Source organism: Paenibacillus sp. JT22N1 (genome assembly GCF_059692155.1).
Map to the genome: position 1 here is coordinate 97,068 of NZ_JCAUAW010000013.1, position 26,283 is coordinate 123,350.

Sequence of the window (26,283 nt, forward strand, 5' to 3'; positions counted from 1 at the left end):
ATCAGTGGAAACTTCCTCTTTGGGGTTACGGTTGGAAAGGCTCTTCAGGATAGATTACCTATTCTCATGTATATTATTGGGAAAATGGATAAAAATACGGAGAAGGAAATGAAAGGGAATCAGGAAGAATAGAACATCTTGGGACTGTTTTCAGGAGGTGGTGATAACGTGGCTATGTGGCAATGGTATAAACGAAGGTCTAGAAAAGTATCTCAAAGCCAGCAACCTCGCATGATTCCACCAAAGGAGCCGCCTGCACATCAGGTTTTGGAAGAAAATGAAGAAGGGAAAATCACGCCTCTTCTCGAAGAGACGATTTCCTTCGTTGATAAGATACTTGGTGAAAATGACGATTTTGTTATGCACCGGTTTCGTATATTTGATCAGTACCCGGCTGTGCTTTTGTATTTCTCAGACTTAATTGAGAAGCAGTATTTGAATGAGCATATTTTAAAACCGCTGATGTTATCGTCGACTAACAAACAGGGGAAAGCGAAGAACAGCCGCCCCTTAAAAGATGTATTATTTGCAGATACGCTGTATGCCTGTGAAGGGAGAACAGAAGGACAGTTATCTGAGTTGATCCAAGCCGTTGTACAAGGAGAAACGGTTCTCGTAGTGGATGGGTTGGAGGAAGCGCTGCTATTCAGTACACGAAATGTGGACAAGCGCTCAATCACGCAACCTGAAACGGAACAGGTCATCCGCGGAGCACGTGAAGGATTCATAGAAATGTTGGGCACGAACCTTTCGCTGCTTCGCTATCGCCTCCCGACACCGGATCTACGGGTAAAAACGATTAAGATAGGACGTGTAACCAAATCTAAAGTAGCTATCTGTTACTTGGAAGGGATTGTCAATCCCCAACTTGTTGAAGAGGTGTTCAGACGACTAGCGTTGATAGACATTGATGGCATTCTTGATGTTGGATACTTGGAACAGTTTATTGAAGATAACCATCTATCCCCGTTTCCGCAGATTCAGAATACGGAACGACCGGATAAGGCTGTCGCCAATCTACTGGAGGGCAGAGTTATCCTTCTGGTCGACGGTTCCCCCTTTGCCCTCATATTGCCGACTGTTTTCAGTCAGTTTTACCAGACGGTTGAAGATTACTCGGAACGATTTCTTTTGGTTAGTTTTATTCGGCTAGCGCGACTCGTAGCTCTTATTTTCTCCTTGATTTTCCCTTCGTTATATGTGGCCTTGATTTCTTTTAATCCGGAGCTCATACCAACAGAGTTTGCCGTGGCCGTTGCGGGTGGGAGAGCCGGAGTGCCTTTTCCATCTCTAATTGAAGTTCTGGTCATGGAGGTTTCCATGGAGGTGCTGAGGGAAGCGACTCTGCGTCTGCCGCAGCAGGTTGGGGGAGCGCTATCGATTGTCGGTGTGCTAGTCGTCGGACAGGCCGCGGTTGCTGCAGGATTCATCAGTCCAATTACGGTCGTAATCATCGCCTTAACAACGATCGGTTCTTTTGCTACACCGGCGTACAACGCGGCGTTGGCGTTAAGGATGCTGCGCTTTCCACTTGTGATTTTGGCTGGTATGTTTGGCTTGTATGGCGTGATGATCGGACTTATCCTGATCGCTAACCATATGCTTTCATTAAAATCGTTCGGGGTGCCTTACTTGAGTCCGATTGTCCCAGGAAATTTCCAAGGGATGAAAGATACATTGGCTCGGCTGCCACTCTGGTCCATGCCAAAGAGACCGGCACTCTTGCATACGCCGAATGATAGCCGTCTAGGAATGAAAACGAAGGAAATGAAGCATCCGCCAAGCAATACCTTAGATCCATTGAAAGTAGGGAATATAAGGAGGGACATAGAAGATGGAGTATCCTCGTCAAGTAACGATGATTCAGGCAGCGATCATTCTGATTAGTACGATTATCGGGGTAGGTGTTTTAGCACTCTCGCTTTTTGCTGTCAGAGCCTCCGATTCGGGGGCGCCGCTCGTAACCATTATAGGTATCTTAATCGGCTCTCTGGGACTTTGGCTTGTTACCGTACTCGGCATGCGCTTTCCAACTCAAACGATTATTGAATACAGTGAAGTTCTTATCGGTAAATGGACGGCTCGGGTATTCAGTGTCTTAATCATCGTTTTCTTTTCCGTACTCACAGCACTGGCTTCGCGGGAATTCGGTGAAGTCGTAGTGACTTCCGTTTTAACGAAAACGCCACTGGAAGTGACTGTTATTGTGATGCTGTTATTAGCTGCGGTATCCTCACGTGCTGATATGACAACCTTTACCTATTTCCATCATTTTTATTTCCCGCTTATTGTATTCCCGCTTGTATTGATTGTCGTTCTATCGCTGAAAAATGCGCAATTGGTCAATTTACTGCCAATATGGGGGAATGAACCGAGCGGCATGTCAAAAGGAATCCTTACCATGGCTGCCTTGTTTCAAGGATCTTTCATCATGACCATCGTAATTCCTGCTATGCGTAAGCCGGATAGAGCGATGTTGGCAAGCTTAGTCGGCATGTTGATTTCGGGGGGACTCTACTTACTCATTGTGGTTGCTACAGTTGGCGTATTTGGAGCAGAGGAAATTAAAAATTTAGTTTGGCCTACCTTGGAATTAGCCAAAACCACATCGCTGCCCGCTAACATCCTGGAGAGGTTAGATGGCGCCTTTCTTGCCGTTTGGGTCACAGCGGTATTTACGACATTGTTGTCAACCTATTACTTGGCCATTCACTTTTTAAGCCAACTGTTACATTTGCGCGATCACAAGCTGTTTTCATTTTTTCTGATTCCTTTCATCTATGTCATTGCCATGTTTCCCCAAAACCTGCTGCAGATGTATGGCATTATTCAAATTGTTGGTCGTTGGGGACTGGTCATCACAGTCTTCTATCCATTGGTTCTATTGATCGTAGCCCTCGTTCGCAAGAAAGAGAAGGGGAGTCGGGGTGATCAACGTGTGGCGAAAACGGATTAGCCTGGTTCTTGTTTTTCTATTGCTTTTACCCATGCTTACGGGATGCTGGGATCGTTTAGAAATCGAAGATCGAGCCGTAGTTTTAGCCATTGCCATCGATGAAGCCAAACCGCAAGAAGCGAAGGAAAGCAGCAATGCAACGCAAATACTTAAAGATCCTAAGCCGAATAGAGGATTAATACGTATCACCGTACAAATTGCCGTTCCGGGACGCATTCCTTTGGGGACGGGAGGTACTGGAGGTGTTCCAGCCGGGCAGAAACCAGTCTGGGTGCTGAGCAGTGTTGGGAGTACCATCGATGATTCTTTGATGAATCTGCAGCAGCAGTTGGCGGATCGCTTATTCTTCGGTCATTTGCGTGTAATCGTCGTATCTGAAGTGATGGCAAGGAAGGGGATTGAAAATGAGAAAGATTTCTTCCGTCGTCAGCCGCAGGTAAGAAGAACAGTATGGATGGTTGTGTCCAAAGGGAAAGCTTCGGATATCATGAGAGCCACTCCCCAATTGGAGCGTGTTCCCACCTTATATCTAGTGGCCACTTTAGATCGCGCCAAGGAAATGGGTAAACTTCCGAATAATTTCCTAGGCGTTTTCTATAGTGCTAGTTCTGCTAAAGGACAGGAAGGGTCTCTCCCTTATCTGGATTTGAAGAAAGAATCTAACATTGAAATCGCCGGATTGGCTTATTTTAAAGGTAACAAAATGGAGGGAATCACTACGCCACTGCAAATCGGTCACTTTATGGCGATGAAACAAATCAATCCTGGAGGATACAGCGTCATCTCAAAGATACCTGGATCAGAAACCACTTTCATATTTCAATCTACCCATCGTAAAGCGAAAATTACTACGGAGATCAAAAATGGTAAAATTCATGCGACAGTTGTGAGTCAAATAGAAGGTGATTTACGGGAAAAATCGGATGAAAATTTGACGTTAACGAAGGAAACGATTAAAAAATTAGAACAAACCATAGAAAAGGATGGGAAAATTGGTTTCGAAAAATTAATTCACCAGACCCAAAAGGACGGTTGCGACATCTTCGGTTTCGGGGAAGACGTGCGTGCTTTCCATCCTTCCTATTGGAATAGGGAAATTAAAACTAAGCAGAAGTGGGAAGATATGTATCCTGAAATGTCCGTTGAGGTAAGTCTACGTATAAAAATCCGACGAATTGGTACGAAAACCAAATAATCCGTTAAAGCTTGGTTCCATGCTATGAGTTTTACGACCGCGGCTCGGGTGAGAAGGGGTTCGACAATGATTACCTTTAACTATTACACGGTTTTGTTGTTACTAATTTCTGGGATCCTCATTTTAACTTTCGATGTTAGAATCTATGTGAAGACTGGTATGATCAAAGAAAAAAAAGGTGCCCTTATTACAGGGTGGCTCAGTATAGCCCTCGCTTTCATTTCATTTTGCAGCTACTTTATTTATGAGAGATGGTTCTGGCATTAGACTTCCTGAATTCGTCATGGAATAAACCTAATCCATTTAGCTATGCTGAACGGATTAGGTTTATTTTGTATGAGAGTAGATGGTAGGGATTACTTATTCATGCTTTTTGAAAATGAGGACGGCGTTATGCCCGCCAAATCCGAATGAGCTGGACAAACCGTAACGAAGTTCAGCTCGTCTCGCAACAAGTGGTACATAATCGAGATCACACTCGGGATCTGGATTTTCTAGATTAATTGTCGGAGGGATGAGGCCGTCCTGTAAGGTTTTGATCAGCGCGACCGCTTCTACACCGCCCGCTGCGCCGAGCATATGGCCGAGCATGGACTTATTTGCGCTAATAGGCACGTCATACGCACCGTGACCAAGCAGCCGCTTGATAGCGAGCGTCTCTGAGAGATCGCCAGCGATCGTGCTCGTCGCGTGCGCGTTGATCGTGTCGATCTCCGCCGCGGCGATCCCGGCGTCGGCGATCGCTTCGCGCATGGCTCGGTAGGCCCCCGAGCCTTCAGGATCGGGCGCCACGATGTGGTAGGCGTCCGAGGTCGATCCATAGCCGATGAGCTCGGCATGGATCCGCGCCCCCCGACGCTCGGCATGCTCGAGCGACTCCAGCACGAGCACGCCGGCGCCTTCGGCGGCGACGAAGCCGTCCCGCTCCGCGTCGAACGGGCGGCTAGCCTGCTCCGGCGCGTCACAGCGCGTCGACAGCGACGTCGCATTGCCGAAGCCCGCCAGCGCGAGGTCGGTGATCGTCGCTTCGGCGCCACCGGCAATGACGGCGTCTGCGCCTCCGCGCTGGATAAGCTTGAAAGCTTCGCCAATGGCGTTGTTGCCCGTGGCGCAAGCGGTCACTGGAGCTAGCGAGGGGCCCTTGGCTCCGAACAGGATACTGACTTGTGCCGCCGCCATATTGGCGATCATCATGGGTACAACGGTCGGACTCACGCGGCCAGGTCCGCGGGTCAGCAACGTGCGATAATTGTCCAGAATCGTCTGAATACCGCCTATACCAGAGCCAATATAGACGCCGATACGTTCCTCATTCGTGGAATCAATGACCAATGCTGCATCATCAAGTGCCTGCTTGGCCGCGGCAACTGCAAATTGGCAGTATCGGTCCATCCGGCGTACATCTCGCCGACCAACAGCTGCTTCTGCATCGAAATTCCGAACCACACCAGCAAAATTGGTTTTATAACCCGTTACATCCATATGATCTATTTTGCTAATACCTGATTTACCATCCGTAAGATTCCCCCAGAACGTATCCACCTGATTCCCAATGGGTGAAATGACTCCCATCCCTGTCACAACTACACGTTTCATTTGTTATTCCTCCTAATGGTTATCTTTCCATTAGAATGTCACACTCTTTATCCTATTACAAGTTACGGTTTATACTGGTATAATAGCTTCTATGATAAATGCGTAGGAGGATTATGGCGTGGATACAAAGGAACGGTTACAGGCGCTATCAGAGTTTTTAACTACTCATCGTGCTAGAATCCAACCCAGTGAAGCTGGGGTGCTGGGCGGGAGTCGTAGACGAACACCTGGCTTACGCAGAGAAGAAGTCGCGTCAATTGCAGGTGTCAGTACGACTTGGTATACCTGGTTAGAGCAGGGAAGAGATATCAAGATGTCCGTGCAAGTACTTGACCGTATCGCATTAGCTTTGCAGCTTAATGAGGATGAACGCCAGTATCTCTTCATGCTGGCTCTTGAGCAGCCGGCACCGACCACATTTGTAGATCATATACCTACGGTCAGCCCAGCGTTAAGTAGAATCCTGACAGAACTTCATGATTGCCCCACGATTATTTCAGATCGTAGATGTAATATTGTTGGATGGAATCAAGCTGCCGCGGCTATATTCCTAGATTTCGCGATTATCCCTGTAGAGCAAAGAAATATGATATGGCTGCTTTTTACACGTAAAGAATTGAAGGCTCTGGCTGTAAACTGGCATGATTTTGTAAAGGGATTCTTGGCGATGTTTCGATCTTATTACGGGCAATATGTGGGGGATAACTGGTACAGTGAGTTCATCGAGCAGATCAGTGAGCAAAGCCAGGATTTTAAGGCTTTTTGGAACCAAAGTGATGTAAGTTCAGCCCCCGAAGTGTTCATTGAATTTAGGCATGCCAAAGTGGGAAAGATGCTGTTCGATTTGACCACGCTTCAAGTACAAGGACGTAACGATTTAAGATGTAGTGTATATACACCTTCTCCTGGTTCGGATACCGATTCGAAAGTCAGACTTTTGATGAGCAAATTAGAAGATCAGGACCATGACTAATGCGTTTTAACAATTTGCAAAGCATATCGCTTTAACAGTTGATCAATTCATGGAAGAGGTGACTTTATAATGATTATATTTCAAGCAAATCTTTATCGACCAGACGCTCCAGGTACGTGGACATATGTAGAGTTTCCATTCTCGGTGGAAGAGAAGTTTGGGGTAAAAGGACGGGTTCCAGTTAAAGGGGAGATTAATGGCTTTAAATTTCGCAGTTCGCTTATGGCGCAAGGAGAAGCACGTCACATTCTCGTAGTGAATAGCGTTATTCGCAAGGCCATTAACGCTGAGGCAGGAGAGCAAGTTGACATATGTTTGGAAAAAGATGATGAAGATCGAGAAGTTACCGTGCCTGATGACTTGAATGCTGCATTACTCGATAAGGATGAAGCTCGTCATTTCTTTGAGCAAATGTCTTATTCCAGTCGAAAAGAATACTGTGATTGGATTGAAAGCGCTAAGAAAGCTGAAACAAGGATCGCCCGCATAGAGAAGGCAGTAGAAAAGCTATCGGCAGGTCAGCGTCTAAAGTAAGAATGTCGTATGTATATCAAATCCATGTGAAAAGTGCTGCTATTTCGTAATTTACGAAGTAGCGGCACTTTTTTTCATATAGGACATGACATTTGTCATACCCGCTACTTGACGTTTATGACTACAACGAAATGAAAGCGATATCTATAATGAAGATAGGATATTGCGACTTACGTTCGACAACATGACTCGCTTACCATACCCGAGGAGGAACTATTCAATGACCCAATCTACGCTATCCAATTTAAAGAAACAGGTTGCACCTTATGAAAAATCAAATACGAAGGCGAGTGTTAAACAGCTGCTCAACACTATAGGACCTTTATTGCTGCTGTGGTATGCTGCGTATTTAAGCCTTTCGGTATCTTATTGGATAACGTTGCCGATTACGTTCATTGCTTCCGGGTTCGTTATACGGACTTTTATCATTTTCCATGATTGTTGTCACCAATCGTTCTTCAAAAGCCGTCGAGTTAACGATATCATCGGTACGATAACGGGTATCCTTACACTCTTTCCTTATCAACAATGGAAGAACAGTCATTCTATACATCATGCAACGAGCAGTAACCTCGAGAAACGCGGCACAGGTGATATGTGGGTTCTTACGGTCGACGAATATGCGGCTTCTCCATTATTACGCAAAGTTGCCTATCGATTATATCGGAATCCATTGATTATGTTTGGACTTGGCCCCATCTTTTTATTCCTAGTTACTAACCGTTTTAATACAAAAGGTGCGAAGCGTAAGGAAAGAATCAGTACTTACTTAACTAATGTTTCCATCATCGTTTTATATGCATTTATGAGTTGGGCAATTGGATGGCAGTCGTTTGTTATGATCCAAGCTCCGCTCCTTTTCGTAGCCGGCTTGCTGGGGATTTGGTTGTTCTATGTACAGCATCAGTTTGAGGATTCCTACTTTGAGAACGAAGATGAGTGGAGTTATGTAAAAGCCGCGGTAGATGGAAGCTCTTATTACAAGCTGCCCAAGCTTTTACAATGGATAACCGGAAATATTGGGTTTCATCATGTGCATCATTTGAGTCCGAAAGTGCCAAATTATAACTTGGAGATGGCGCATAACGCAACCCCGCCGCTGCAAAAAGCAACGACGATTACAATTAGCACGAGTCTGCAATCGTTACGTTTCCGACTTTGGGACGAGCAGAACAAAAAGTTTGTCGGTTATAAAAATAAAAAACAGGTGCTCCCTAACCAAGATAAGCAGGATTCTTTGGGGAACAGCATAAAAGTCCGTAAATCGGTCATATAAGGAAAATAATCCAGTCCAATCATGTTTATGTTAAAATAGAATGAAATCAATGGCGAAGAAAAAGAGGGTAAAGGGACCATGCAAAAGTGGCATCAAATTTTTCACAAAAAAACAGGTCTTAGTCCGTATGTGTGGGTTGTCTTTTACATCCTCCCTTTTTACTTCATATTTCGTTCTTCTGCTACTTACCAAATTGTATTAGGCACTAGTATGATTATTGTATTCTTTATCTGCTACGTGCTTTCTTTTGTCTCTAAAGGTTGGCTCATGTACTTCTGGTCGAGTGTTCAAATTCTGATTTCAATCACCATGACCTTGCTGTTTAGCTATGTATATTTCTCGTTGTTTTTAGCATTTTTTATTGGCAATATTCAAAGTCGAGCCGGATTTATTACGTTGTACACCATTCATCTTGTAAGCACAATTGTCACGATCAACTATGGATTTGTATCCCAAAACCCTGTATATATTACGCAGCTGCCATTTGTCATCATTAACGTGATTGGCGTAATTCTCCTTCCAGTCACCACGTACAACCGAAACAGGAGTGATAAACTACAGGGTCAGCTAGAGGACGCAAATAAACGAATTTCCGAGCTGGTAAAGCTGGAAGAACGCCAAAGAATCGCTCGCGACTTACATGATACACTTGGTCAGAAGCTCTCATTAATTGGCTTAAAGAGTGATTTGGCGGGAAAATTAATTAGCAAAAACCCGACTCAAGCACAAGTTGAAATCAATGATGTTCGGCAGACGGCTAGAAGTGCATTAAAGGAAGTTCGAGAAATGGTTACGCAAATGCGAGGTACAAGACTCGAGGATGAGATGTTTCGCGTTAAGCAGATTTTGAAGGCAGCTGAAATTGACCTTATTTTGGAAGGGGACCCTCAGTTAACGAACACCTCCCTGATGAACGAGAATGTGGTGAGTATGTGCTTAAAGGAAGCCATTACCAATATTATTAAACATAGCAGCGCTTCGACCTGTTCGATCGCCATTGAGCCATCACAAACCGATTTGGTTATTAAGGTGGGGGATAATGGGGTCGGCATGGCCAAAGAATCTGTTGTTTTACTTGGAAATGGTCTGCGCGGCATGAAAGAGCGGCTTGAGTTTGTAAACGGATGTATGGAAATTGTTTCAAACAATGGAACGACGATTATTATTAAAGTACCGAATGCCTTCAAACCACCTGAAAGGGAGGCGGGGATATGATTCGAATTGTAATTGCCGAGGACCAACGAATGCTGCTTGGCGCACTTGCTTCCTTGCTGGATTTGGAAGAGGATATGCAGGTCGTTGGTACAGCAAGCAATGGCGAGGATGCTGTGAGACTGGTTCATCTTCATAAGCCAGATATTTGTATCATGGATATTGAGATGCCAGTGAAGAGCGGATTAGACGCGGCTGAGGAACTAAAGGGGTTTGGCTGCAAGGTGATGATACTGACTACGTTTGCCCGTTCCGGATATTTTGAAAGGGCTGTGAAGGCAGGTGCCAACGGGTATTTGTTGAAAGATAGCCCCAGTGAGGAACTCGCTACTTCGATTCGCAGTATCATGGCCGGCCGCCGCATATACGCATCAGAGTTAGTAGATGACGCATATGGGGAAGAAAATCCATTGACCGAGCGGGAGAAGGAAGTGCTGATCCTAATCGCCGACGGTAAAAATACGAAGGAAATCGCCGATCAAATGTATATAACAACGGGAACAGTCCGCAACTACATTTCTGTAATCCTTGATAAACTCAATGTAAGTAACCGTATTGAGGCTATTATGCGTTTTAAAGAAAAGGGATGGTTCAAGTAGCACATATGGCTAAAGAGGGGCTGTCTCAAAAGTGTTCGCATGATTAGAACGTCCCGAACTTTACACAAAAGAACCTCCAATTCCACTAACACAGTGGGGATGGAGGTTCTTTATTGCTGATTTGACATGTAAAACAAATCCATTTCTATTTTGAGTATAAACCTAGCCTGTGTTTAGGTCATTTAAAATATCTACATTGTGCTATGGAATGAATAGGCAAGCTAGGTGTGCTAATTCCTTTTAACTATCGAGGTATCACGTGTGATAAGACAACAGATCATGCTAATGTTCTGCACAGCGTTACATTCTGGGAGCTTTAGCGAACAATAAGCAAACGTATCTTGCTTAAGCATCCATAACAGGAGCTATTCGAACAAATAAGCAGCTTAAGTTGCCCTATTTTGTTCGCATGATAGAGAATGTCTCAAATATTACACAAAAGAACCTCCAGTTCCACTAATTAAGTGTGGGAGATGGAGGTTCTTTACATATGAAATTTGACTCTTAGTGGGTGATCGATAATCATAAATTGGCTTTTGAGACAGCCCCTTTTGATTTTCATAATAGTAAAATATGAGCAATAAGAAGGCGAATTTTAATTATGAACAAGCCTCTACAAGATTTTCAAGCAGGGATCTTAAACCTTTCTCGGTTATAGCATCAGTAATGACGCCCTCTTTATTAAGTTTTAAGTTGATGTGAGGGATCATCATGGTTCCCCCCTCGACAATTTTGGCATTGATCATGTTCAGCGTAAGCAGAATTGAATCATGCGCCTTGTCGCCGCCCATAGGAGTGGGGGACGCGGTGACTACCGCTGTCGGTTTATTCATAAATTGACATGAAGATACTAGCCAGTCTAATGCATTTTTCAAAACCCCAGGTACTCCATTCCCATACTCTGGTGTGCATATAAGAACAGCATCCGCTTCGTTAAGTCGTGTGCGAAGATCTAGTACTGATTCTGGTCCGTCATCGACATCAAGATCAGGGTTAAAATGTGGTAGATCACCCAACCCGTTATATACAGTAAAGACCATATTTTCGCGGGCTAGAGCTATAATAGCGTGCATAAGGGCTGTATTAGAAGACTTCTGGCGAAGACTTCCCGAAATGGCTAACACTTTTATTGTTTTCTCCATCCGAAATCATCTCATTTCTTTCGTTGTTTCCTTAATCTTACATGGTTCGATACTTAAAAGTAAAATAACATGAAAAAGAGCAGCTGCTGCAGCAGCTTGCTCGTTATGAAATAATTTCAGCTATAAAGTGAAGCTATTTTATTCTTATTAAGCTTCGTTGAAGCACCGTATCCCCTTCTTGTGGCGTAAAGGGTGCATTCGTAACACCAGTTACATTCGTTACTAATTTGCGATCATTATGTGTAATCCGAACCTCATACTTAAACTTTACCTTTGACACGTTTGCAAACAAGAAAACCGATTTATTAGGTGCAACCGTTACCGTACACTTTTTTGTGTTGCAAGGACTTACCTTCAAGGGAATCGGTGAACCCGTGGACCAGTCAAACACTTGTACCGTAACCTTGCGGGAGCACTTTATATTGAAGTTAACGACATCGACAAGGGCAAACTTCGTTTTATTTGGCCTCCGCAAAATACCAGTAGAGAATGTAACTCGCTTTGCAATCATGCTATCACTTCTCCTTCATTAATTAATACAGTAAATGCAAAAGCGGCAAGTGTGTTTGTACATTTGTACGTTACGAAGGAAGCAGGGAGGGTTGTTAATTTGAGAAGACTATGGCAGTATATAAGCATATAACGAATGGGGGAAATGAGATTAATGCTAGAATTACCAAATTGTCCAAAATGTCAATCGGCGTACACGTATGAAGATGGGAATCTATTGATTTGCCCAGAATGCGCGCATGAGTGGACTTTAGAATTGGAAACGGAAGATCGTACCGATAACAAAATTGTTAAAGATGCCAATGGAAATGTCTTAAATGACGGTGATACGGTTACAGTCATCAAGGACCTTAAAGTAAAAGGAAGTTCATCCGTAATAAAAATAGGTACAAAAGTTAAAAATATACGATTGGTTGATGGAGATCATGATATAGATTGCAAAATTGATGATTTCGGAGCTATGAAATTAAAATCTGAATTTGTTAAAAAGGTTTAAGCTTGAAAGTCGCGCTAGTCGCGGCTTTTTTTATTATTTTCAGGCTATTTTTTCAGCAAAATAGTACTAACTTCTAGGTAAGTAGATTACCCTAAGCCAACTATGTTAAGGAAAAGTGCGTACTTCTGAAGCTTCCCAGATTCAGGTATGATAATGATGGAGATATGAAAAAGTAGATATCACTTCACGCTGGAAACGAGCTTTGCTCTATAAAACTACTGGAGGAGATAAAGATGAAATATAGTTACTTAGGTCGTTCGGGCTTAAAAGTCAGTAAATTGTGCCTTGGAACCATGAACTTCGGTGTAGATACAGAGGAAAAGGAAGCTTTTCGAATCATGGATGCTGCATTAGATGCTGGAATCAATTTTTTTGATACAGCAAATATTTATGGTTGGGGAGAGAATGCGGGGCGTACCGAGGAAATTATAGGTCGCTGGTTCGCACAAGGCGGCGGACGTAGAGAGAAAACGATCCTAGCTACGAAGTTCTATGGAGACATGCATGATGTGAACGACGGACCTAACCGGGAAGGCGGGCTTTCCGCTTACAAGCTTCGTCGTCACTTGGACGCGTCATTACGCCGCTTACAAACGGATCATATTGAGCTTTATCAAATGCACCATGTAGATCGCAACGTATCTTGGGATGAGCTGTGGGAAGCTTTTCAAGTTCCGGTGTACCAAGGGAAGATCGGCTATGTAGGGTCTAGTAACTTTGCAGGTCGTGATTTGGTGAAAGCGCAATATGAAGCCAAAGCTCGTCATCTTATTGGTCTCGTGTCCGAACAGCACAAATACAGCTTGCTATGCAGGCTGCCTGAACTCGAGGTACTACCAGCGGCTCAGGAACTTGGAATTGGCGTAATTGCATGGAGCCCGCTAGATGGCGGACTGTTAGGCGGCAATGCCTTGAAGCCGATTGAGGGCTCGAAAAGAGCAAGTAACCCTGACAGAGTAGAGAAGTTTCGTGCACAGCTGGAGGCTTTCTCGTCTTTAAGCAAGGAACTTGGTGAGAGTGAAGCGAATGTGGCCTTGGCATGGACGCTTGTACACCCAGCTATGACAGCACCGATAATTGGGCCGCGTACGTTAGAACAATTTCAAAATACACTGCGTGTTGTTGATATTGTACTGGATGAATCAACGTTGAAGAGACTAGATGAAATCTTCCCGGGTCCAGGGGGAGCAGCTCCTCAGGCATATGCTTGGTAAAAAGGAAAAAAGCCGCGTTATTCGCGGCTTTTTAATTTCGAAAAGGAAATTCATCACGAAGAAATTCCAAGCCGGTATTGCCCTGGGGTGATGTTTTCGAATTTTTTAAACACTTTGAAAAAATGCCGCGGATTTTCGTAACCTACAAGCTCTGCAATGGTGTTGATCGGCCACTCCGGATTCTCTTGCATGATTTGCTTGGCTTTGGCAAGTCGGAACGTATGCAAATAGTGAAGAAAGGTTAGTCCCATCTCTTTCCGAAACAACATGCTGATGTAATTGGGATGCATTTGCACATGATCCGCAACAGCATCGAGTGATAAATCCAGCTTGTAATTTTGTTCCACGAAAGCGACGATTTTATCGATTGCCTGTGTGTGCGGTTGGTGGCGATCGGTGCTGCGTGCATATCGAACTAGCTGCGCGATGATCTCCGATACACTGATATTCTCAAGCGGGGTGCTGCTGGGCGAAAAGAGTTTGGTTGCCGCGTGTTCACCCCAAATGGATTCAGGCGTTAGGCCAACACTTTGCAAGTAGACACCAACACAGATAAGAAACTGCTCACGCAGCTTGTTATTACAATCGACATGGCCTGAAAAATGAGGCAGTATGGACTGGATGTCCTTCTCGATCTGCTCGATAGAAATCTGTTGGGCTAGCGAATGTTCAATATATTGAACAAGATTATCATAGTCAGTATGTATGTTCGCTGACTCTGGTCTATATATCGTAAAACTGCTATTGGAAAAGTACCGATTGAATAACATCGCTGCCATCGCTTCAATATACAGATCACGCAAGTTATCGTTATCGTTCTTCCTCACACTGATTCCAATGCAATATCCGCTGCCCAGTGTCCTCTTCGTATCGAACAACTCACCACATGCTCGTTGAAACTCTTCGTCTGTCGGTACATGCACACCGTTCGCAATGAGAACCGTTTGTCGTAAAAAGCGGGAATGGACGGTGTACGTTTTCTTGCAAACGTGCGACAGAAGGGCACAAACACCTTCCAGACGTTCGGAAGTCAACAGGGGAACACTCTCGTACGCCTGGAATACGATGATCGTCGTATATGGATAGGGAAGTAGGGTGTACAGCTGTTCAGGCTTGAGCGGCATGTCCTCAATTGGCGTATTATAAAGGATATGCTCTTTGATAAGCAGCAGGTCATGCTCAATGGTTTGCTGCTGCTCCTCCCAAATTATTCGCTCAACTTTCGTGAGTACAGTGAGAAGTTCTTCTTTATTAATCGGCTTCAACAAATAATCGATGACTTGATAGCGCAGAGCTTGTCTAGCATAGGCGAAATCGCCATAACCAGTTAATATAACGAAACGGCTGCAAAGATTCAGCGTTTGTATTTCTTTAATAAGAGCGAGTCCGTCCATTTCCGGCATATGAATATCCGTAAGGATCAGGTCGGGCTGAAAATAGGCTAGCTTTTGCAGCGCATCAACGCCGTCGGAAGCGCCAACGATCTCGATAAACGATGTATTCGCTTTCTGGATCATGCGGATAATCCCATTTAAAATAATTGGCTCATCATCGACAACCATCAGCTTCATTGTGATGCCCCCTTAGCTAACTTGAGTATACATGTCGTCCCCTTGTTAAGCTTACTCTCCATTTGAATACCCGATCGTTCACCAAAAAACATTTTCACGCGTTCGTTTACATTGAAAATACCGAGACCCCCGCCATCCGTCTGCAAGAGATGGACATCCATTTTACCGTTTAAGACGCCTTGAATGAGTACTAGCCTTTCTTCCTCAATGCCTGCACCAGAATCCTCAACGGAAATGAACATAAACGCGTAATCTTCCCAAATGCGGATCGAAAGCGAGCCTTGTTTTCTTACATTCGCGATCCCGTGAACAATGCTGTTTTCGATAATCGGCTGCAGTATATAGTGGGGACAAATAAAGTTATCGATAACAGCGTCTATAACAAAAGATACTTGCAGCCGGTCACCCATCCGAATTTGCTGAATTTTGATATAGTCTTTTACATTTTCTACTTCTTCTCCTAGCGATGTCTCGTTTTTCGTTCCTGACAAGCTGTAGCGAAATAGTTTGCCAAGCGTATAGGACATCTCAGCTGCTTCCGGGTCATCGTTCGCTTCTGCTATCATGCGAATTGACTCGAGGGTATTGTACAGAAAATGAGGCTTGATTTGCGCCTGCATCATGAGATAGGCCGATTCCTTCCGCAGCATTTCCGAGCGGTGAACGGTATTTACCAACTCATCCATGCGCCTGATCATCGCATTATAGGCAGAGGTCAGATGTCCGACCTCATCCTTATTAATTTCCCCATGATAGAGTGGGAAATGGTTTTCATCAACCTGACGCATATGTTTGGAAAGCTTCAAAATGCGCTTCGTAATTGAACTGGCGATCAGGTAGTAGATGCCGGAAAGTAGTAATAAAAGGATGGACACCGTTAAAACGAGTACGTACTTGTTTTTCTTGATGCCAATAAAGACGTCATCAACTTGCTCAATCATGACAAACTGCAGCTTAAGGCTTTCGGCATAAAACGATTCAATTAGCATTTTATTTCCGTTAACCTGTTGATACGAGTATTTTGCGTTCGATTGGAAGACATCGGCAAATAAGGTCTGTTCTGAATCCTGAGATAAGTGGATTTTTTCCACAAGAGAAATGATTTGGTGATCCTGATCAAGCACATATAAATTGCTTCTATTGTTCAAATTTAGCGATTCTAACAAAGGTTTAATTAATTTCGAAGTAACTTTGATATCGAGGAGACCGATATCTTGTTCAAAATTCCGGTTTCCGATTTTATGGACAAAATGTAGGTTGATGTCTGGATTCGACCCGTTTTTTATCGTAATCCATTTTCCGACACCAAGAGGGAGTTTCTTGATGCTCTCGTCCAACTTGGATTCGTCCATCTTGGCCATTTCGGGCCGAAATATCATACCATTCTGCTGCTCCATATAGATGGTCATTCCGTCGATCAGTCGATTGGATGACAAAATATAAGAGAATAGGGGTCTGATATAGGTTAAAAAATTAGATACCTGTTCGAAATCGGTCCGGTAGTTCCCACTTAAATAAGCAATGGTATTCGAATTATTTTGAAACAATTGATAAGCGGATTCGATCTGTACCGTGCTTACATTTAAGTTGTTAAGCACCTGATTAACAATTTTCTGTCTACCTTGCGCATACTCTTCGAGAAAACTGTTGTAATTCTGGTTATACAGAAACAGACCGAACGAAATAATCGGAATGAAGATGATGACAATATAGCCTATTGCCATTTTTTTCACAATCGACAAGTTTTGAAAGTTAATCGTTGGCTTTGTTATGACTCATCGCACCACCTTATGAACGGACACTCCTGCTTAAGAATGATCCCTATAAATTTAATTCTAGCTCCTTTATCATAGATCCTGTAAGCGCTTAACATTATCTTTAACGTAAATGCAGTGAGGGGGAGTATCATGAGTATAGCACTTAGAATGGTAAAGAAAAACTGGCAACTCTATCTGATTATCTTGCCGTCACTCGTATATTTGATTATTTTTAAATACGTACCTATGGCTGGCGTGCAAATTGCTTTTAAAAATTATATGGTTACCAAAGGGATATGGGGAAGCGATTGGATTGGTTTTAAGCATTTTGTAGACTTTTTCAATTTGCCTATTTTTTGGAGGGTTATCAAGAACACATCGCTGCTTAGCCTTTACTCGCTTCTTATCGGGTTTCCGGCGCCGATTATACTCGCTCTTGCACTGAACGAACTGAAAAACGGGGTTTTCAAGCGGGCCGTACAGCTGGTCACATTCGCGCCGTACTTTATTTCAACGGTCATCATGGTTTCGATTATTATGCTTTTCCTTTCCCCGCAGCTTGGCTTCATCCATCTCTTGGCGGATAAGTTCGGGTTTCCAGCGGAAAATATTATGTCAAAACCGGAGTATTTTAAAACCGTGTATGTACTTTCCGACGTTTGGCAGTTTACAGGTTATGCCTCGGTCATTTATATTGCCGCTCTAGCAGGGGTGGATCCGCATTTGTATGAAGCGGCCAAGGTGGATGGTGCGTCCCGTTTTCAACGGATGATTCATATCGATTTTCCAAGCTTAATGCCGACAGCCGTCATCTTGCTCATTCTGAATGCAGGGCAAATCATGAACGTTGGATTCGAGAAGGTGTACCTGATGCAAAATGCGATTAATGTTGGGACGTCTGAGGTTATTTCCACCTATGTTTACAAAATGGGCTTGGTAGGAGCGAATTTTAGTTTCTCCGCAGCAGTCGGACTGTTTAATTCAATCGTTAATTTGCTGCTGCTCATTGTGGTCAACTATGTGGCAAGAAAAAATTCTGAGACGAGTTTGTGGTAGGAGGTAGAAAATATGGCTAATCCCGAACAGACATTGATGCTAGAAGTGCGAAAGTCACCTTCCCGCATTCTTGAAAACAGTGTAGACAGATTGTATTTGTTCTTTGTCTATTTGTTTTTGATCATATGCTTGATTATTGTAGCTTATCCGCTCATCTACATTGTTAGTTCATCATTCAGCTCGTCATCAGCCGTCATCTCAGGTAAGGTTTGGTTGTTCCCAGTTGAACCGACACTTCGTGGCTATCAGGCCGTGTTTCAAAATCCGCAAATCTTGACGGGGTACGGCAACTCTTTGTTCTATCTCTTCTTCGGGACACTGCTTAGCGTTTCATTGACGATAACGGCTGCTTACCCGCTATCTCGCAAAAACTTTTATGGACGCAACGTCATTACTGCATTATTCGTTTTTACGATGCTGTTCAGTGGGGGATTAATTCCTTATTATTTGACCGTGAAAGGGATGGGCTTGCTCGATACGAGATGGGCTATGATTATTCCAGGCGCGATTTCAGTATGGCAAGTCATTCTGGCGAGGACGTTTTTCCAGACATCAATTCCTTCGGAACTAACGGAGGCCGCACATTTGGACGGATGCAGCGACTTCAAGTTTTTATTTCGAATCGTTATTCCACTTTCCAAACCCATCATTGCCGTTCTAGTGCTCATGTACGCCATCGGCTATTGGAATTCTTACTTTGAAGCATTAATTTTCTTGAAATCGGCTAATCTGTATCCGCTGCAGCTCATTCTAAGGAACATTCTAATTCTGAACTCAATCGATCCTACGATGATTAAAGATGTCAGGGAACTTGCGGAAAGACAAGGGTTGAAGGAACTGCTTAAATATTCGCTGATCGTCGTCGCAAGTGCACCCGTACTTATTCTGTATCCTTTTGTACAAAGACATTTCGTGAAGGGGTTATTGATTGGTTCTCTGAAAGGTTGAATCTAGTTAGATATTGAAAGGAGGAATGCGAGGCACGAAGAGATCAGGTTTGCCCCCAAGGATTGATTATGTATAAAAAACAAGGAGGGTTTTGAATATGGTAAGTAAAGGAATCAGAAAAACATGGTTATCGGTGGTCCTGATTTTATTCATCACTTTGCTTGTAATCGGCTGTACGTCTAATAGCGAAGAGCCGAAGGATAGCGCTAGCCCTAATGGGGGTGGAAGCGCAAACGGGGGAGCAAACGTTAATGCAACAGGCTTTCCTATCGTCAAAAATAAAATTACGATGAGTGCTTTCGCACCGCAATCGGCTAATATTGCAGATTTGAATACGAATTGGTTTACCAAGTATTTGGAAGAAAAGACGAATGTTCATTTGAACTGGCAGCTTGTGCCGGGAGAAAACGCGGCATTGAATGAGAAGAAGCAGCTGCTGCTCGCCAGCGGAGACTATCCCGATATTTTCATGCAAGGGAATCTAACGAAGGAGGAGCAGCTGCTGTATGGTCAACAAGGTGTCTTGATCCCTTTAAACAAGTTAATCGATCAATACGCACCGAACATTAAGAAAGCGTTTAAAGACATTTCGTATCTGGAGAAGGCGATCACTGCGCCAGATGGCAATATTTATGCGATCCCTTCCGTAAATGAATGCTATCACTGCCAGTTTTCGGCCAAAATGTGGGTGAACACGAAATGGTTGCAAAAGCTCGGTCTTAGCGCGCCGAAGACGACAGACGATTTCTATAACATGCTCAAAGCGTTTAAGGAGAAGGATCCAAATGGCAATGGCAAGGCAGACGAAATTGCGTTCACGGGTTCACCGACAGGTTGGCATACGGATGTTGAGACGTTCGTGATGAACGCGTTCGTCTATTACAATGCGGATAACAACTATTTCATGATGAGCGGCGGCAAGCTGGCAACATCGGTCGACCAACCAGGCTTCAAAAAAGGCTTGCAATTTTTGAACAAACTGTATGCGGAAGGCTTGATTGATAAGGAAGCATTTACGCAAAAATCGGATGCGCTTACCCAAAAAGGGAATAGCCCGGATACGGCCATTGCCGGCGCTATTCCGGCAGGCTGGTTCGGTGAATTTACGGATGCATCGCCGGCAGCAACACGCCACAAAGACTATGATCCGATCGCGCCGCTTACAGGACCGGACGGAGCCTCATTCACAGCACACTACATCGGCATCGGCAACTCGGTGTTTGCAATAACGAATAAAAATAAAAATCCGGAAGCGGCAATTCGTCTAGCCGATTATCTGTACTCCGAAGAGGGGACAACAACGTCCAACTCTGGGGAAGAAGGCCGTAACTGGGTGAAGGCGGATGCGAACGATAAAAACACGCGCGGAACTGCAGCCAAGTTCAAGGTTAAGGAAACGTCTTACGGGGTAGGTCAGGTGCAGAACGATCATTGGAATCAAATGGGACCGAACCTTCGTTCTGCTGAATATCGCGAAACTTCGTATGCAGCCAGCCAGGAAATCTATACAATGGATGGCTTGGAAACTCGGCTGTACAAGGCCACCAAGGAATTGTACGAAGGACATCAACCGAAGGAAGAGTTCCCGACGGATATTTTCTTGACGAACGATCAAGCCAATCAAGTGAAACAGTTGAAGCCGATTATTACGGACTACGTCAAACAGTCTATGCTTCAGTTCATCATGGGGGCCAAAAGCATCGACAAAGATTGGGACGCTTACGTGAAAGGCCTTAAAGATTCCGGCATGGATCAATTTATCAAAATCTATCAGGATGCCTACGACAAAGTGTATAAAAAATAAGTAATTGGGTCTGATCGTACGAGTGTGAAGAACCTTCAAACCTATAGTAAGGGTTGAAGGTTCTTTATCCTTTGAGACTTAATAATGGAAGGTGATAGAGATGGAGGAAGAAAATAAAAGCGGATATTTAACTAATCAGCAAATTGAATTTTATAACGAAGAAGGTTACATCGTACTTGATCGTTTATTATCAAAAGAGGAATTAACGCCAGTACAAGAAGCGATGACGTACAAGGTTTCAATGATTGCCGATGAATTGTTTCTTGACGGACTAATTGAGGACAAATTGGTTGACCGCCCGTTTAAATATCGGTTAGCGGAACTTTTTGAACATTTAACCGCTGAAGAATTTTTGAAATACGGACGAAGTTGGCGTGACCGGATACCTGGTTATTTTCATTTAATGAGCAACGATAAAATTCTTAATGCTGTCGAATCTTTGATTGGTGGTGAGCTATTCTCGAATCCAGTTTATAATGTTAGGCCGAAGATTCCGAAAGTTGCTGCTGGAGCAGTGCCTTGGCATCAAGATAAATCATACTGGCCGGACGCTAATTCTAATCCTGTCATTACAGTGTGGATTCCTTTAGTTGACGCTAATGAAGTGAATGGCTGTTTGCATATTAAACCGAAGACACACCGAAAACCTCTTTTGAAATGGTACCAAGAATCTGATACTGGAACCGGTTACACAGCATTGAAGGAAAGTCAATTAGGGCACACCAAGACTGTTGTATTGCCCGTTTCCGCTGGCAGCGCAATATTATTCAACGATCGCTGTCTCCATATGTCAACGCCGAACCGATCTGATGAAGTAAGGTGGAGCGTGGATCTACGATACCAGCCGACAGACCAAGATCCAATGGTAGCACACGGAGCAGGCTTCTTGGCTAGAAGCTACAAATATCCGGAGCGAGTTGCAACTCTTGAAGATTGGTTAGAGAGACGTCCTGAGCATCGCATGTCGTGTACGTAGATGTTGATGTGAAAATAGCTGTCCAAAAAGTCGTCGAAGATGCCTGTGAGATAAACAGTGCACGCAGAGTTTGCCGACCTGAGACGCAATGATGTAAAACATCGATGCAGCAATCGCAATGCTACCTCAACTTGAATCTAACGATGAAATACATCATTGCAACAAAATAGGCTGTGCAAAAAGTCGCTGAAAATGACTGTGAGATAGGCTTTATGACAAAACAAGGGGCTGTCCTTAAAGACAGCCTCTTCATTTTTATTAAGCAAATTATTTTTTGTCAATGATAGCGACCGTACAGCGAGAAATACATATGAGTTGATTATTCTCATCGGAAATTTTAATTTCCCAAACCATTGTTTTCCTGCCCTTGTGCAATGGAGTTGCAACAGCAGTTACGATACCATCTTTCTTACTTTTGAGGTGATTGGCGTTAATTTCAAGTCCTGCAGCTGCATGTTTCTCTTTATTGATATTAATTTCAGAAGCGATAGAAGCTGCGGTCTCAGCCAATAAGACAGAAGCCCCTCCATGTAAAATCCCTGCTGGTTGGTGGGTAGCCGGTCCGACAGGCATCGTCATTACAACGCGATCTGGAGTTAGCTCTACAATTTCAATGCCTAGCGTGCGGATAGCGGTGTTCTGACTTCTTTCTTTCATAAACGCAATAAAGGAATCTTTATCCATGCCGTAGGACTGATAAATTTCTTCGGATACGATCATAACCATAACCTCCATAGGTCTAGAAAATTTTACGAATCCTTCCGTCAGCAACAAACAACTTCGGACAAATCGACTATGATCATACAAAGTAGGAACTGTATTTATTTTATGTCCAATGATACAAACATAGGCTCATATTCTCTGTTGGAATAGGTGAGGGAGGGGCTCTCCACAGCTCATTTATTTCTTTGCCTTGCTTCGGGCAAGCTCCTGTCGCACAAGTGGCGCAACCTTTGGTGCCGAGCAATTCGATAGACCGCTTGACCTCACGGAGCGGCATTGTGCCGACATTTACATGCAGGAAGAAACGCGTTATCCCCAAATTTTTGTGCAGTAGACATCCAACCCGACCTGATCAGCTAGTACGACTTCTTCAACCGCATTGCGTAACCGCTCGGCATGGCTGATGACCCCTCCTGTCACTGGGTCTGGTGTAGTCTCCAAGAAAGTACTTATTCCTATTTCTATGTTGGTTGCCATATCGTCCATCATGTTTCGCCTTCTTCATTATCTATATTTAACTCATTTATTTATGGTTTCTCAAATTTAGTAAGAGAAGAGCGGGCGCAACGAAGACATTAGAACGAATGTTAATACTTAGGGCTTGCACCCGCGAGCTTGAGACGGTATCGTAAAGGTCAGGGAGGCGAGGCAAATCCTATGCTGGAACCGGGGAAAACGTATAATACGGCAGTGGAAGTAACGCTCGAAGTGATCGGAGGCAAGTGGAAGCCAGTCATTTTGTTCCATCTCACGTTCGGTACGAAACGAAATGGTGAGCTGATGAGCTTGATGCCAACGGTTACTCAAAAAGTGCTAACCCAGCAGCTGCGAGAACTAGAGGAGGATGGGGTTGTTAACCGAATTTCATATAACCAGGTACCCCCAAAAGTCGAGTATGAGTTGACCGAATATGGCTGGAGTTTGAAGGAACTTCTTCATATCATGTGCAGATGGGGAGATAGGCATGTTGAGCGTGTGTACGGTGATAAGGTCAATATCTTGGAAAATTTACCACGCTTGAATGGAACATAATCAGTAATAAGACAGAAACCGGTCTCTGGAATTCAGAGGCCGGTTTCTTGTGTTAGGTCATGGAATAACCTTGCGTTGACGCAAATCCTCGAAGATGTTCAGGAACATTGCTTCTGTATCAATAAACTCGTGAAAACCGAAACGACGTGCTTTCGTACCGTCAGCAAAAAAGTCGTAATCCCAAGAAAACACAAAGTCACCGAACCGCCAGGAGGAAACGTCACTATAGCTGTTATCCACTAACCCATGCTTCTTCACCATGGTGTTCCATAGCGACTCCTTGTCGGCCATAACTACATCCAAGGACATCTGCAGCGGAGGTGCAGTTTCTAGACCGAAATACGTGGCAATCTTTGGCCAAAGCTCGTTCCAACGGAAGAGATCTCCGTTCGTAATGTTGAAGGCCTGATTCGCGCAACGTTCATCTGTCGCTGCCCAGACGGTGGCCTTGGCCAACAATCCCGCGTCGGTCATCTCCAGCAGGCTGTTGTAAGCTCCCGGCTTACCGGGAAAACGTAGCGGCAACCCGAGTTCCTTCGACATGGAAGCATAGATTGCGATAACCATCGCTAGGTTCATTGGATTGCCCAATGCGTATCCGCAAACGACGGAAGGGCGAAGCGCCGACCAGGTCCAGCTGCTCCCTTTCTGCCGATTTTCAAGGAATTGCTGTTGGTCGACATTAAACTCAGGCGGCATGTGATAGGCGTCTGTTTCCCGAGCTGGTGTCTTGAAGGGACCGAGGTGCGCGCCATATACTTTGTAGCCCTGCATGAGACTAATATGCTGGAGGTAAGGAGAGATTGGCTCAATCGCATTGACGATGTTGACGAGCATGGCTAAGTTTGGGGGGACCAATTCGGCCCAGGTAGGACGATCTTGATAAGCAGCATAGAAGATATGGGTGACTTCCGTTAGACTTCCAAGTTTCTCACGGATATCATTTTCATTAAGTAAGTCGACGGCTATATATCGGACTCGGTTGTTGGAATCCCCACCCCGCCGTGACACACCAATGATATCCCAGTCGTGAAGCTGCTCCAGATATGCGATAAGATTTCTTCCAATAACGCCGTTAGCTCCGACAACAAGAGCGGTTTTGTGTGGCGTGGTTTCATTTGTTTTCATAAAGTATCCTCTCCTACTTCGTGGTGGTTTCATGATCATTGTGCACTTTTGCGTGTTGAATGAAAAGTACGCACTTTGAAGTCATATAGTTACTTAGAAGTAATAAAAGGCAGTGGAGAGGAGGAGCTGGGAACAGCCAGTATCTATTTTATTTGGGCTGAGATCGAAGAGTATAAGAGTAATCGTAACTCAAAATACTGATTTAACAATAAAAAAACTGGATTAGGCGAAACCCTATCCAGCTTTTATTTCTTATTCGGTTGGTTGGAATCTTAACGCAACGTTTTTAAAGCGCCGCTCCAGGCGACGACTTGATCGAACATCGTGTTGGCGGCTGCTTCCTGATGAGGTGCGGGCTTCACAACGCTGTAGTTTTCGAAATCCGTAAAGAGCGAAAGGGTGACCTGAGCACGTACGTCCGCCACATGCAGCTCACCTAAGATGAGTCTCAGGTTTTCTGCCGCACGAGCACCGCCTGTGCCACCGCCGTAGCTGACGATACCTGCCGCCTTATCTTTCCACTCATTAAAAAGAAAATCTATGGCGTTTTTGAGTGCGCCGGAGATAGCATGATTGTACTCAGGTGTTACGAAAACAAAGCCGTCATACGAATGGATTGCTTTCGACCAAACCACCGTATGCGGCTTCGTATACTGAGCCAGTACAGGAGGCTTCGGTTCATCATATAGCGGTAAATTGAAATCGGCAATATCCACGATTTCGTATTCAGCGTCACTGCGTTTTTGTGCGATCTCGTGGACCCATTGAGCGACTGCCTCACCTCTGCGTCCTGGACGCGTGCTGCCAATTATTATTGCGATTTTTAACATTGTAATTTCCTCCGTTATGTTGACTGTATTTTTGAATGCAATATGAAATTCTGTTCCAATAACCTCCTTTCGTTTATACCCATGGAAAATGTTAACAGACAACATCATTACATTACAAACGAAACAACCGTTATAACCAAAGTTTCCGTTGGTATAGGAGGGGATATTTTTCAAATGGTTCTAGCAACAAGAGTTGTGGGTGAAGACACGAGGGGGAGGAGAAACGAAAAGTGGGTCTCTGATACCTCTCAATGTGAAATTAATAGAGTGAGAATAAGATAAGGATGCATGAAACGTTTAACTTAAGCCGATTATTTACAGTCGGGGAGGTTGAGCGTTTTTGCTTTGCTTGCTGCTTAAGAGATCAGCGCATGTAAAATCGTAAAAAATTCCATGTGTATCATAAATTAACTAATACAGAAATCTCAATGATTCATTATGATGGTAATTGAAAGCGTTTACTAGTATCGCAAAAATGAGGAAAGAAGGGGTTCATAATGTGAAGAAGTAAAGTCGGATTTTATTTGTTGTAAGCAGAATTGTTTTTTTATAGGCGCGGAAACCGCGCTTTCAGCGAGAGCTTGGCGAGCCGAAGCTCGCCAGTTGAGTCTGAGAAGCCAGAAATCGGCTTCTCAGCAGACCGTCTCGCACGTCCGTGCGGATTAAGCTCGGAAAACGCGCTTATTCGGAAACCTCCGAACAAATAGGCGCGGAAACCGCGCTTTCAGCGAGAGCTCGGCGAGCCGAAGCTCGCC

The 26,283-nt window shown here is 44.2% G+C and carries 25 protein-coding genes and 1 pseudogene; 16 read left to right on the forward strand and 10 right to left on the reverse strand.

The genetic code is table 11. The features are described 5' to 3' along the window. Positions 1 to 174 precede the first annotated feature (174 nt). The 4 genes from AC58UU_RS24170 to AC58UU_RS24185 all read left to right on the forward strand — a co-directional run bounded on the left by AC58UU_RS24170 (position 175) and on the right by AC58UU_RS24185 (position 4,418). On the forward strand, positions 175 to 1,887 hold the full coding sequence (locus AC58UU_RS24170) for a spore germination protein (RefSeq protein ID WP_497319724.1): 1,713 nt from the start codon (positions 175 to 177) through the stop codon (positions 1,885 to 1,887). After that, the gene (locus AC58UU_RS24175) at positions 1,835 to 2,956 is read left to right on the forward strand and encodes a GerAB/ArcD/ProY family transporter (RefSeq protein ID WP_497319487.1); all 1,122 of its coding nucleotides are present in this window, start codon (positions 1,835 to 1,837) and stop codon (positions 2,954 to 2,956) included. Before AC58UU_RS24170 ends, AC58UU_RS24175 begins: the two co-directional genes overlap by 53 nt. Then, positions 2,928 to 4,151 carry a Ger(x)C family spore germination protein gene (locus AC58UU_RS24180; RefSeq protein WP_497319488.1) on the forward strand — a complete coding sequence of 408 codons (1,224 nt, stop codon included), beginning with the start codon at positions 2,928 to 2,930 and terminating at the stop codon, positions 4,149 to 4,151. The genes AC58UU_RS24175 and AC58UU_RS24180 overlap by 29 nt, the downstream gene beginning before the upstream one ends. 66 nt (positions 4,152 to 4,217) lie before the next feature. Continuing rightward, complete coding sequence (locus AC58UU_RS24185) at positions 4,218 to 4,418, forward strand: CLC_0170 family protein (RefSeq protein ID WP_497319489.1); 201 nt, start codon at positions 4,218 to 4,220, stop codon at positions 4,416 to 4,418. 93 nt (positions 4,419 to 4,511) lie between these two features. Here AC58UU_RS24185 and fabF read toward each other — a convergent pair whose 3' ends face one another. After that, positions 4,512 to 5,747 carry a beta-ketoacyl-ACP synthase II gene (fabF, locus tag AC58UU_RS24190; protein WP_497319491.1) on the reverse strand — a complete coding sequence of 412 codons (1,236 nt, stop codon included), beginning with the start codon at positions 5,745 to 5,747 and terminating at the stop codon, positions 4,512 to 4,514. Between the two features lie 118 nt (positions 5,748 to 5,865). Here fabF and AC58UU_RS24195 point away from each other — a divergent pair, with 118 nt between their 5' ends. The 5 genes from AC58UU_RS24195 to AC58UU_RS24215 all read left to right on the forward strand — a co-directional run bounded on the left by AC58UU_RS24195 (position 5,866) and on the right by AC58UU_RS24215 (position 10,341). Next, complete coding sequence (locus AC58UU_RS24195) at positions 5,866 to 6,720, forward strand: helix-turn-helix transcriptional regulator (RefSeq protein WP_497319492.1); 855 nt, start codon at positions 5,866 to 5,868, stop codon at positions 6,718 to 6,720. Between the two features lie 69 nt (positions 6,721 to 6,789). Further along, positions 6,790 to 7,254: a DUF1905 domain-containing protein gene (locus AC58UU_RS24200; protein WP_497319493.1), complete on the forward strand. Its 465-nt coding sequence runs from the start codon at positions 6,790 to 6,792 to the stop codon at positions 7,252 to 7,254. Positions 7,255 to 7,474: 220 nt separating this feature from the next. Then, complete coding sequence (gene desA / locus AC58UU_RS24205; protein WP_497319495.1) at positions 7,475 to 8,530, forward strand: Delta(5) desaturase DesA; 1,056 nt, start codon at positions 7,475 to 7,477, stop codon at positions 8,528 to 8,530. Between the two features lie 78 nt (positions 8,531 to 8,608). After that, entirely contained in the window at positions 8,609 to 9,745 is a 1,137-nt protein-coding gene (locus AC58UU_RS24210; RefSeq protein WP_497319497.1) for a sensor histidine kinase, read from the forward strand. After that, on the forward strand, positions 9,742 to 10,341 hold the full coding sequence (locus AC58UU_RS24215) for a response regulator transcription factor (protein ID WP_029197103.1): 600 nt from the start codon (positions 9,742 to 9,744) through the stop codon (positions 10,339 to 10,341). Before AC58UU_RS24210 ends, AC58UU_RS24215 begins: the two co-directional genes overlap by 4 nt. A gap of 599 nt (positions 10,342 to 10,940) precedes the next feature. On the opposite strand, the gene AC58UU_RS24220 is transcribed toward AC58UU_RS24215, so the two are convergent. Both AC58UU_RS24220 and AC58UU_RS24225 read right to left on the reverse strand, forming a co-directional pair. Further along, positions 10,941 to 11,483, reverse strand: a complete 543-nt coding sequence (locus tag AC58UU_RS24220) for an NADPH-dependent FMN reductase (protein WP_497319499.1) — start codon at positions 11,481 to 11,483, stop codon at positions 10,941 to 10,943. A gap of 133 nt (positions 11,484 to 11,616) precedes the next feature. Further along, entirely contained in the window at positions 11,617 to 11,994 is a 378-nt protein-coding gene (locus tag AC58UU_RS24225) for a hypothetical protein (protein WP_497319501.1), read from the reverse strand. A gap of 153 nt (positions 11,995 to 12,147) precedes the next feature. Here AC58UU_RS24225 and AC58UU_RS24230 point away from each other — a divergent pair, with 153 nt between their 5' ends. Both AC58UU_RS24230 and AC58UU_RS24235 read left to right on the forward strand, forming a co-directional pair. Continuing rightward, positions 12,148 to 12,489: a zinc ribbon domain-containing protein YjdM gene (locus AC58UU_RS24230; protein ID WP_497319503.1), complete on the forward strand. Its 342-nt coding sequence runs from the start codon at positions 12,148 to 12,150 to the stop codon at positions 12,487 to 12,489. A gap of 233 nt (positions 12,490 to 12,722) precedes the next feature. Continuing rightward, on the forward strand, positions 12,723 to 13,703 hold the full coding sequence (locus AC58UU_RS24235) for an aldo/keto reductase (RefSeq protein ID WP_497319505.1): 981 nt from the start codon (positions 12,723 to 12,725) through the stop codon (positions 13,701 to 13,703). A gap of 53 nt (positions 13,704 to 13,756) precedes the next feature. Here the strand turns inward: AC58UU_RS24235 and AC58UU_RS24240 are convergent, their stop codons facing one another. Further along, on the reverse strand, positions 13,757 to 15,274 hold the full coding sequence (locus AC58UU_RS24240) for a response regulator (protein WP_497319507.1): 1,518 nt from the start codon (positions 15,272 to 15,274) through the stop codon (positions 13,757 to 13,759). Then, positions 15,271 to 16,998 (reverse strand): sensor histidine kinase, encoded by a 1,728-nt coding sequence (locus tag AC58UU_RS24245; protein ID WP_497319725.1) that lies wholly within the window; start codon positions 16,996 to 16,998, stop codon positions 15,271 to 15,273. Before AC58UU_RS24245 ends, AC58UU_RS24240 begins: the two co-directional genes overlap by 4 nt. A gap of 183 nt (positions 16,999 to 17,181) precedes the next feature. On the opposite strand from AC58UU_RS24245, the gene AC58UU_RS24250 reads away from it, so the two are divergent. The 4 genes from AC58UU_RS24250 (at position 17,182) to AC58UU_RS24265 (ending at position 21,815) form a co-directional block, all read left to right on the forward strand. Continuing rightward, a complete protein-coding gene (locus AC58UU_RS24250; protein ID WP_497319508.1) occupies positions 17,182 to 18,087 on the forward strand; it encodes an ABC transporter permease in 906 nt (301 codons plus the stop codon). Positions 18,088 to 18,099: 12 nt separating this feature from the next. Next, on the forward strand, positions 18,100 to 19,035 hold the full coding sequence (locus AC58UU_RS24255) for a carbohydrate ABC transporter permease (protein WP_497319509.1): 936 nt from the start codon (positions 18,100 to 18,102) through the stop codon (positions 19,033 to 19,035). A gap of 97 nt (positions 19,036 to 19,132) precedes the next feature. Further along, positions 19,133 to 20,839, forward strand: a complete 1,707-nt coding sequence (locus tag AC58UU_RS24260) for an ABC transporter substrate-binding protein (RefSeq protein ID WP_497319510.1) — start codon at positions 19,133 to 19,135, stop codon at positions 20,837 to 20,839. Between the two features lie 100 nt (positions 20,840 to 20,939). Then, positions 20,940 to 21,815 (forward strand): phytanoyl-CoA dioxygenase family protein, encoded by an 876-nt coding sequence (locus AC58UU_RS24265; RefSeq protein ID WP_497319511.1) that lies wholly within the window; start codon positions 20,940 to 20,942, stop codon positions 21,813 to 21,815. A 267-nt stretch (positions 21,816 to 22,082) separates the two neighbouring features. Here AC58UU_RS24265 and AC58UU_RS24270 read toward each other — a convergent pair whose 3' ends face one another. The 3 genes and pseudogenes from AC58UU_RS24270 to AC58UU_RS24280 all read right to left on the reverse strand — a co-directional run. After that, a complete protein-coding gene (locus AC58UU_RS24270; RefSeq protein ID WP_497319727.1) occupies positions 22,083 to 22,472 on the reverse strand; it encodes a PaaI family thioesterase in 390 nt (129 codons plus the stop codon). Positions 22,473 to 22,641: 169 nt separating this feature from the next. Next, complete coding sequence (locus AC58UU_RS24275) at positions 22,642 to 22,857, reverse strand: hypothetical protein (protein ID WP_497319513.1); 216 nt, start codon at positions 22,855 to 22,857, stop codon at positions 22,642 to 22,644. A gap of 11 nt (positions 22,858 to 22,868) precedes the next feature. Next, positions 22,869 to 23,003 (reverse strand): annotated as a pseudogene (locus AC58UU_RS24280) (LLM class flavin-dependent oxidoreductase); the annotation flags it as partial. A 192-nt stretch (positions 23,004 to 23,195) separates the two neighbouring features. Here AC58UU_RS24280 and AC58UU_RS24285 point away from each other — a divergent pair. Continuing rightward, on the forward strand, positions 23,196 to 23,570 hold the full coding sequence (locus AC58UU_RS24285; protein WP_497319514.1) for a winged helix-turn-helix transcriptional regulator: 375 nt from the start codon (positions 23,196 to 23,198) through the stop codon (positions 23,568 to 23,570). Between the two features lie 57 nt (positions 23,571 to 23,627). Here the strand turns inward: AC58UU_RS24285 and AC58UU_RS24290 are convergent, their stop codons facing one another. Beyond that, positions 23,628 to 24,698: an SDR family oxidoreductase gene (locus AC58UU_RS24290; RefSeq protein WP_497319515.1), complete on the reverse strand. Its 1,071-nt coding sequence runs from the start codon at positions 24,696 to 24,698 to the stop codon at positions 23,628 to 23,630. A 272-nt stretch (positions 24,699 to 24,970) separates the two neighbouring features. Then, a complete protein-coding gene (locus tag AC58UU_RS24295) occupies positions 24,971 to 25,528 on the reverse strand; it encodes an NADPH-dependent FMN reductase (protein ID WP_497319516.1) in 558 nt (185 codons plus the stop codon). Positions 25,529 to 26,283: the final 755 nt, after the last annotated feature.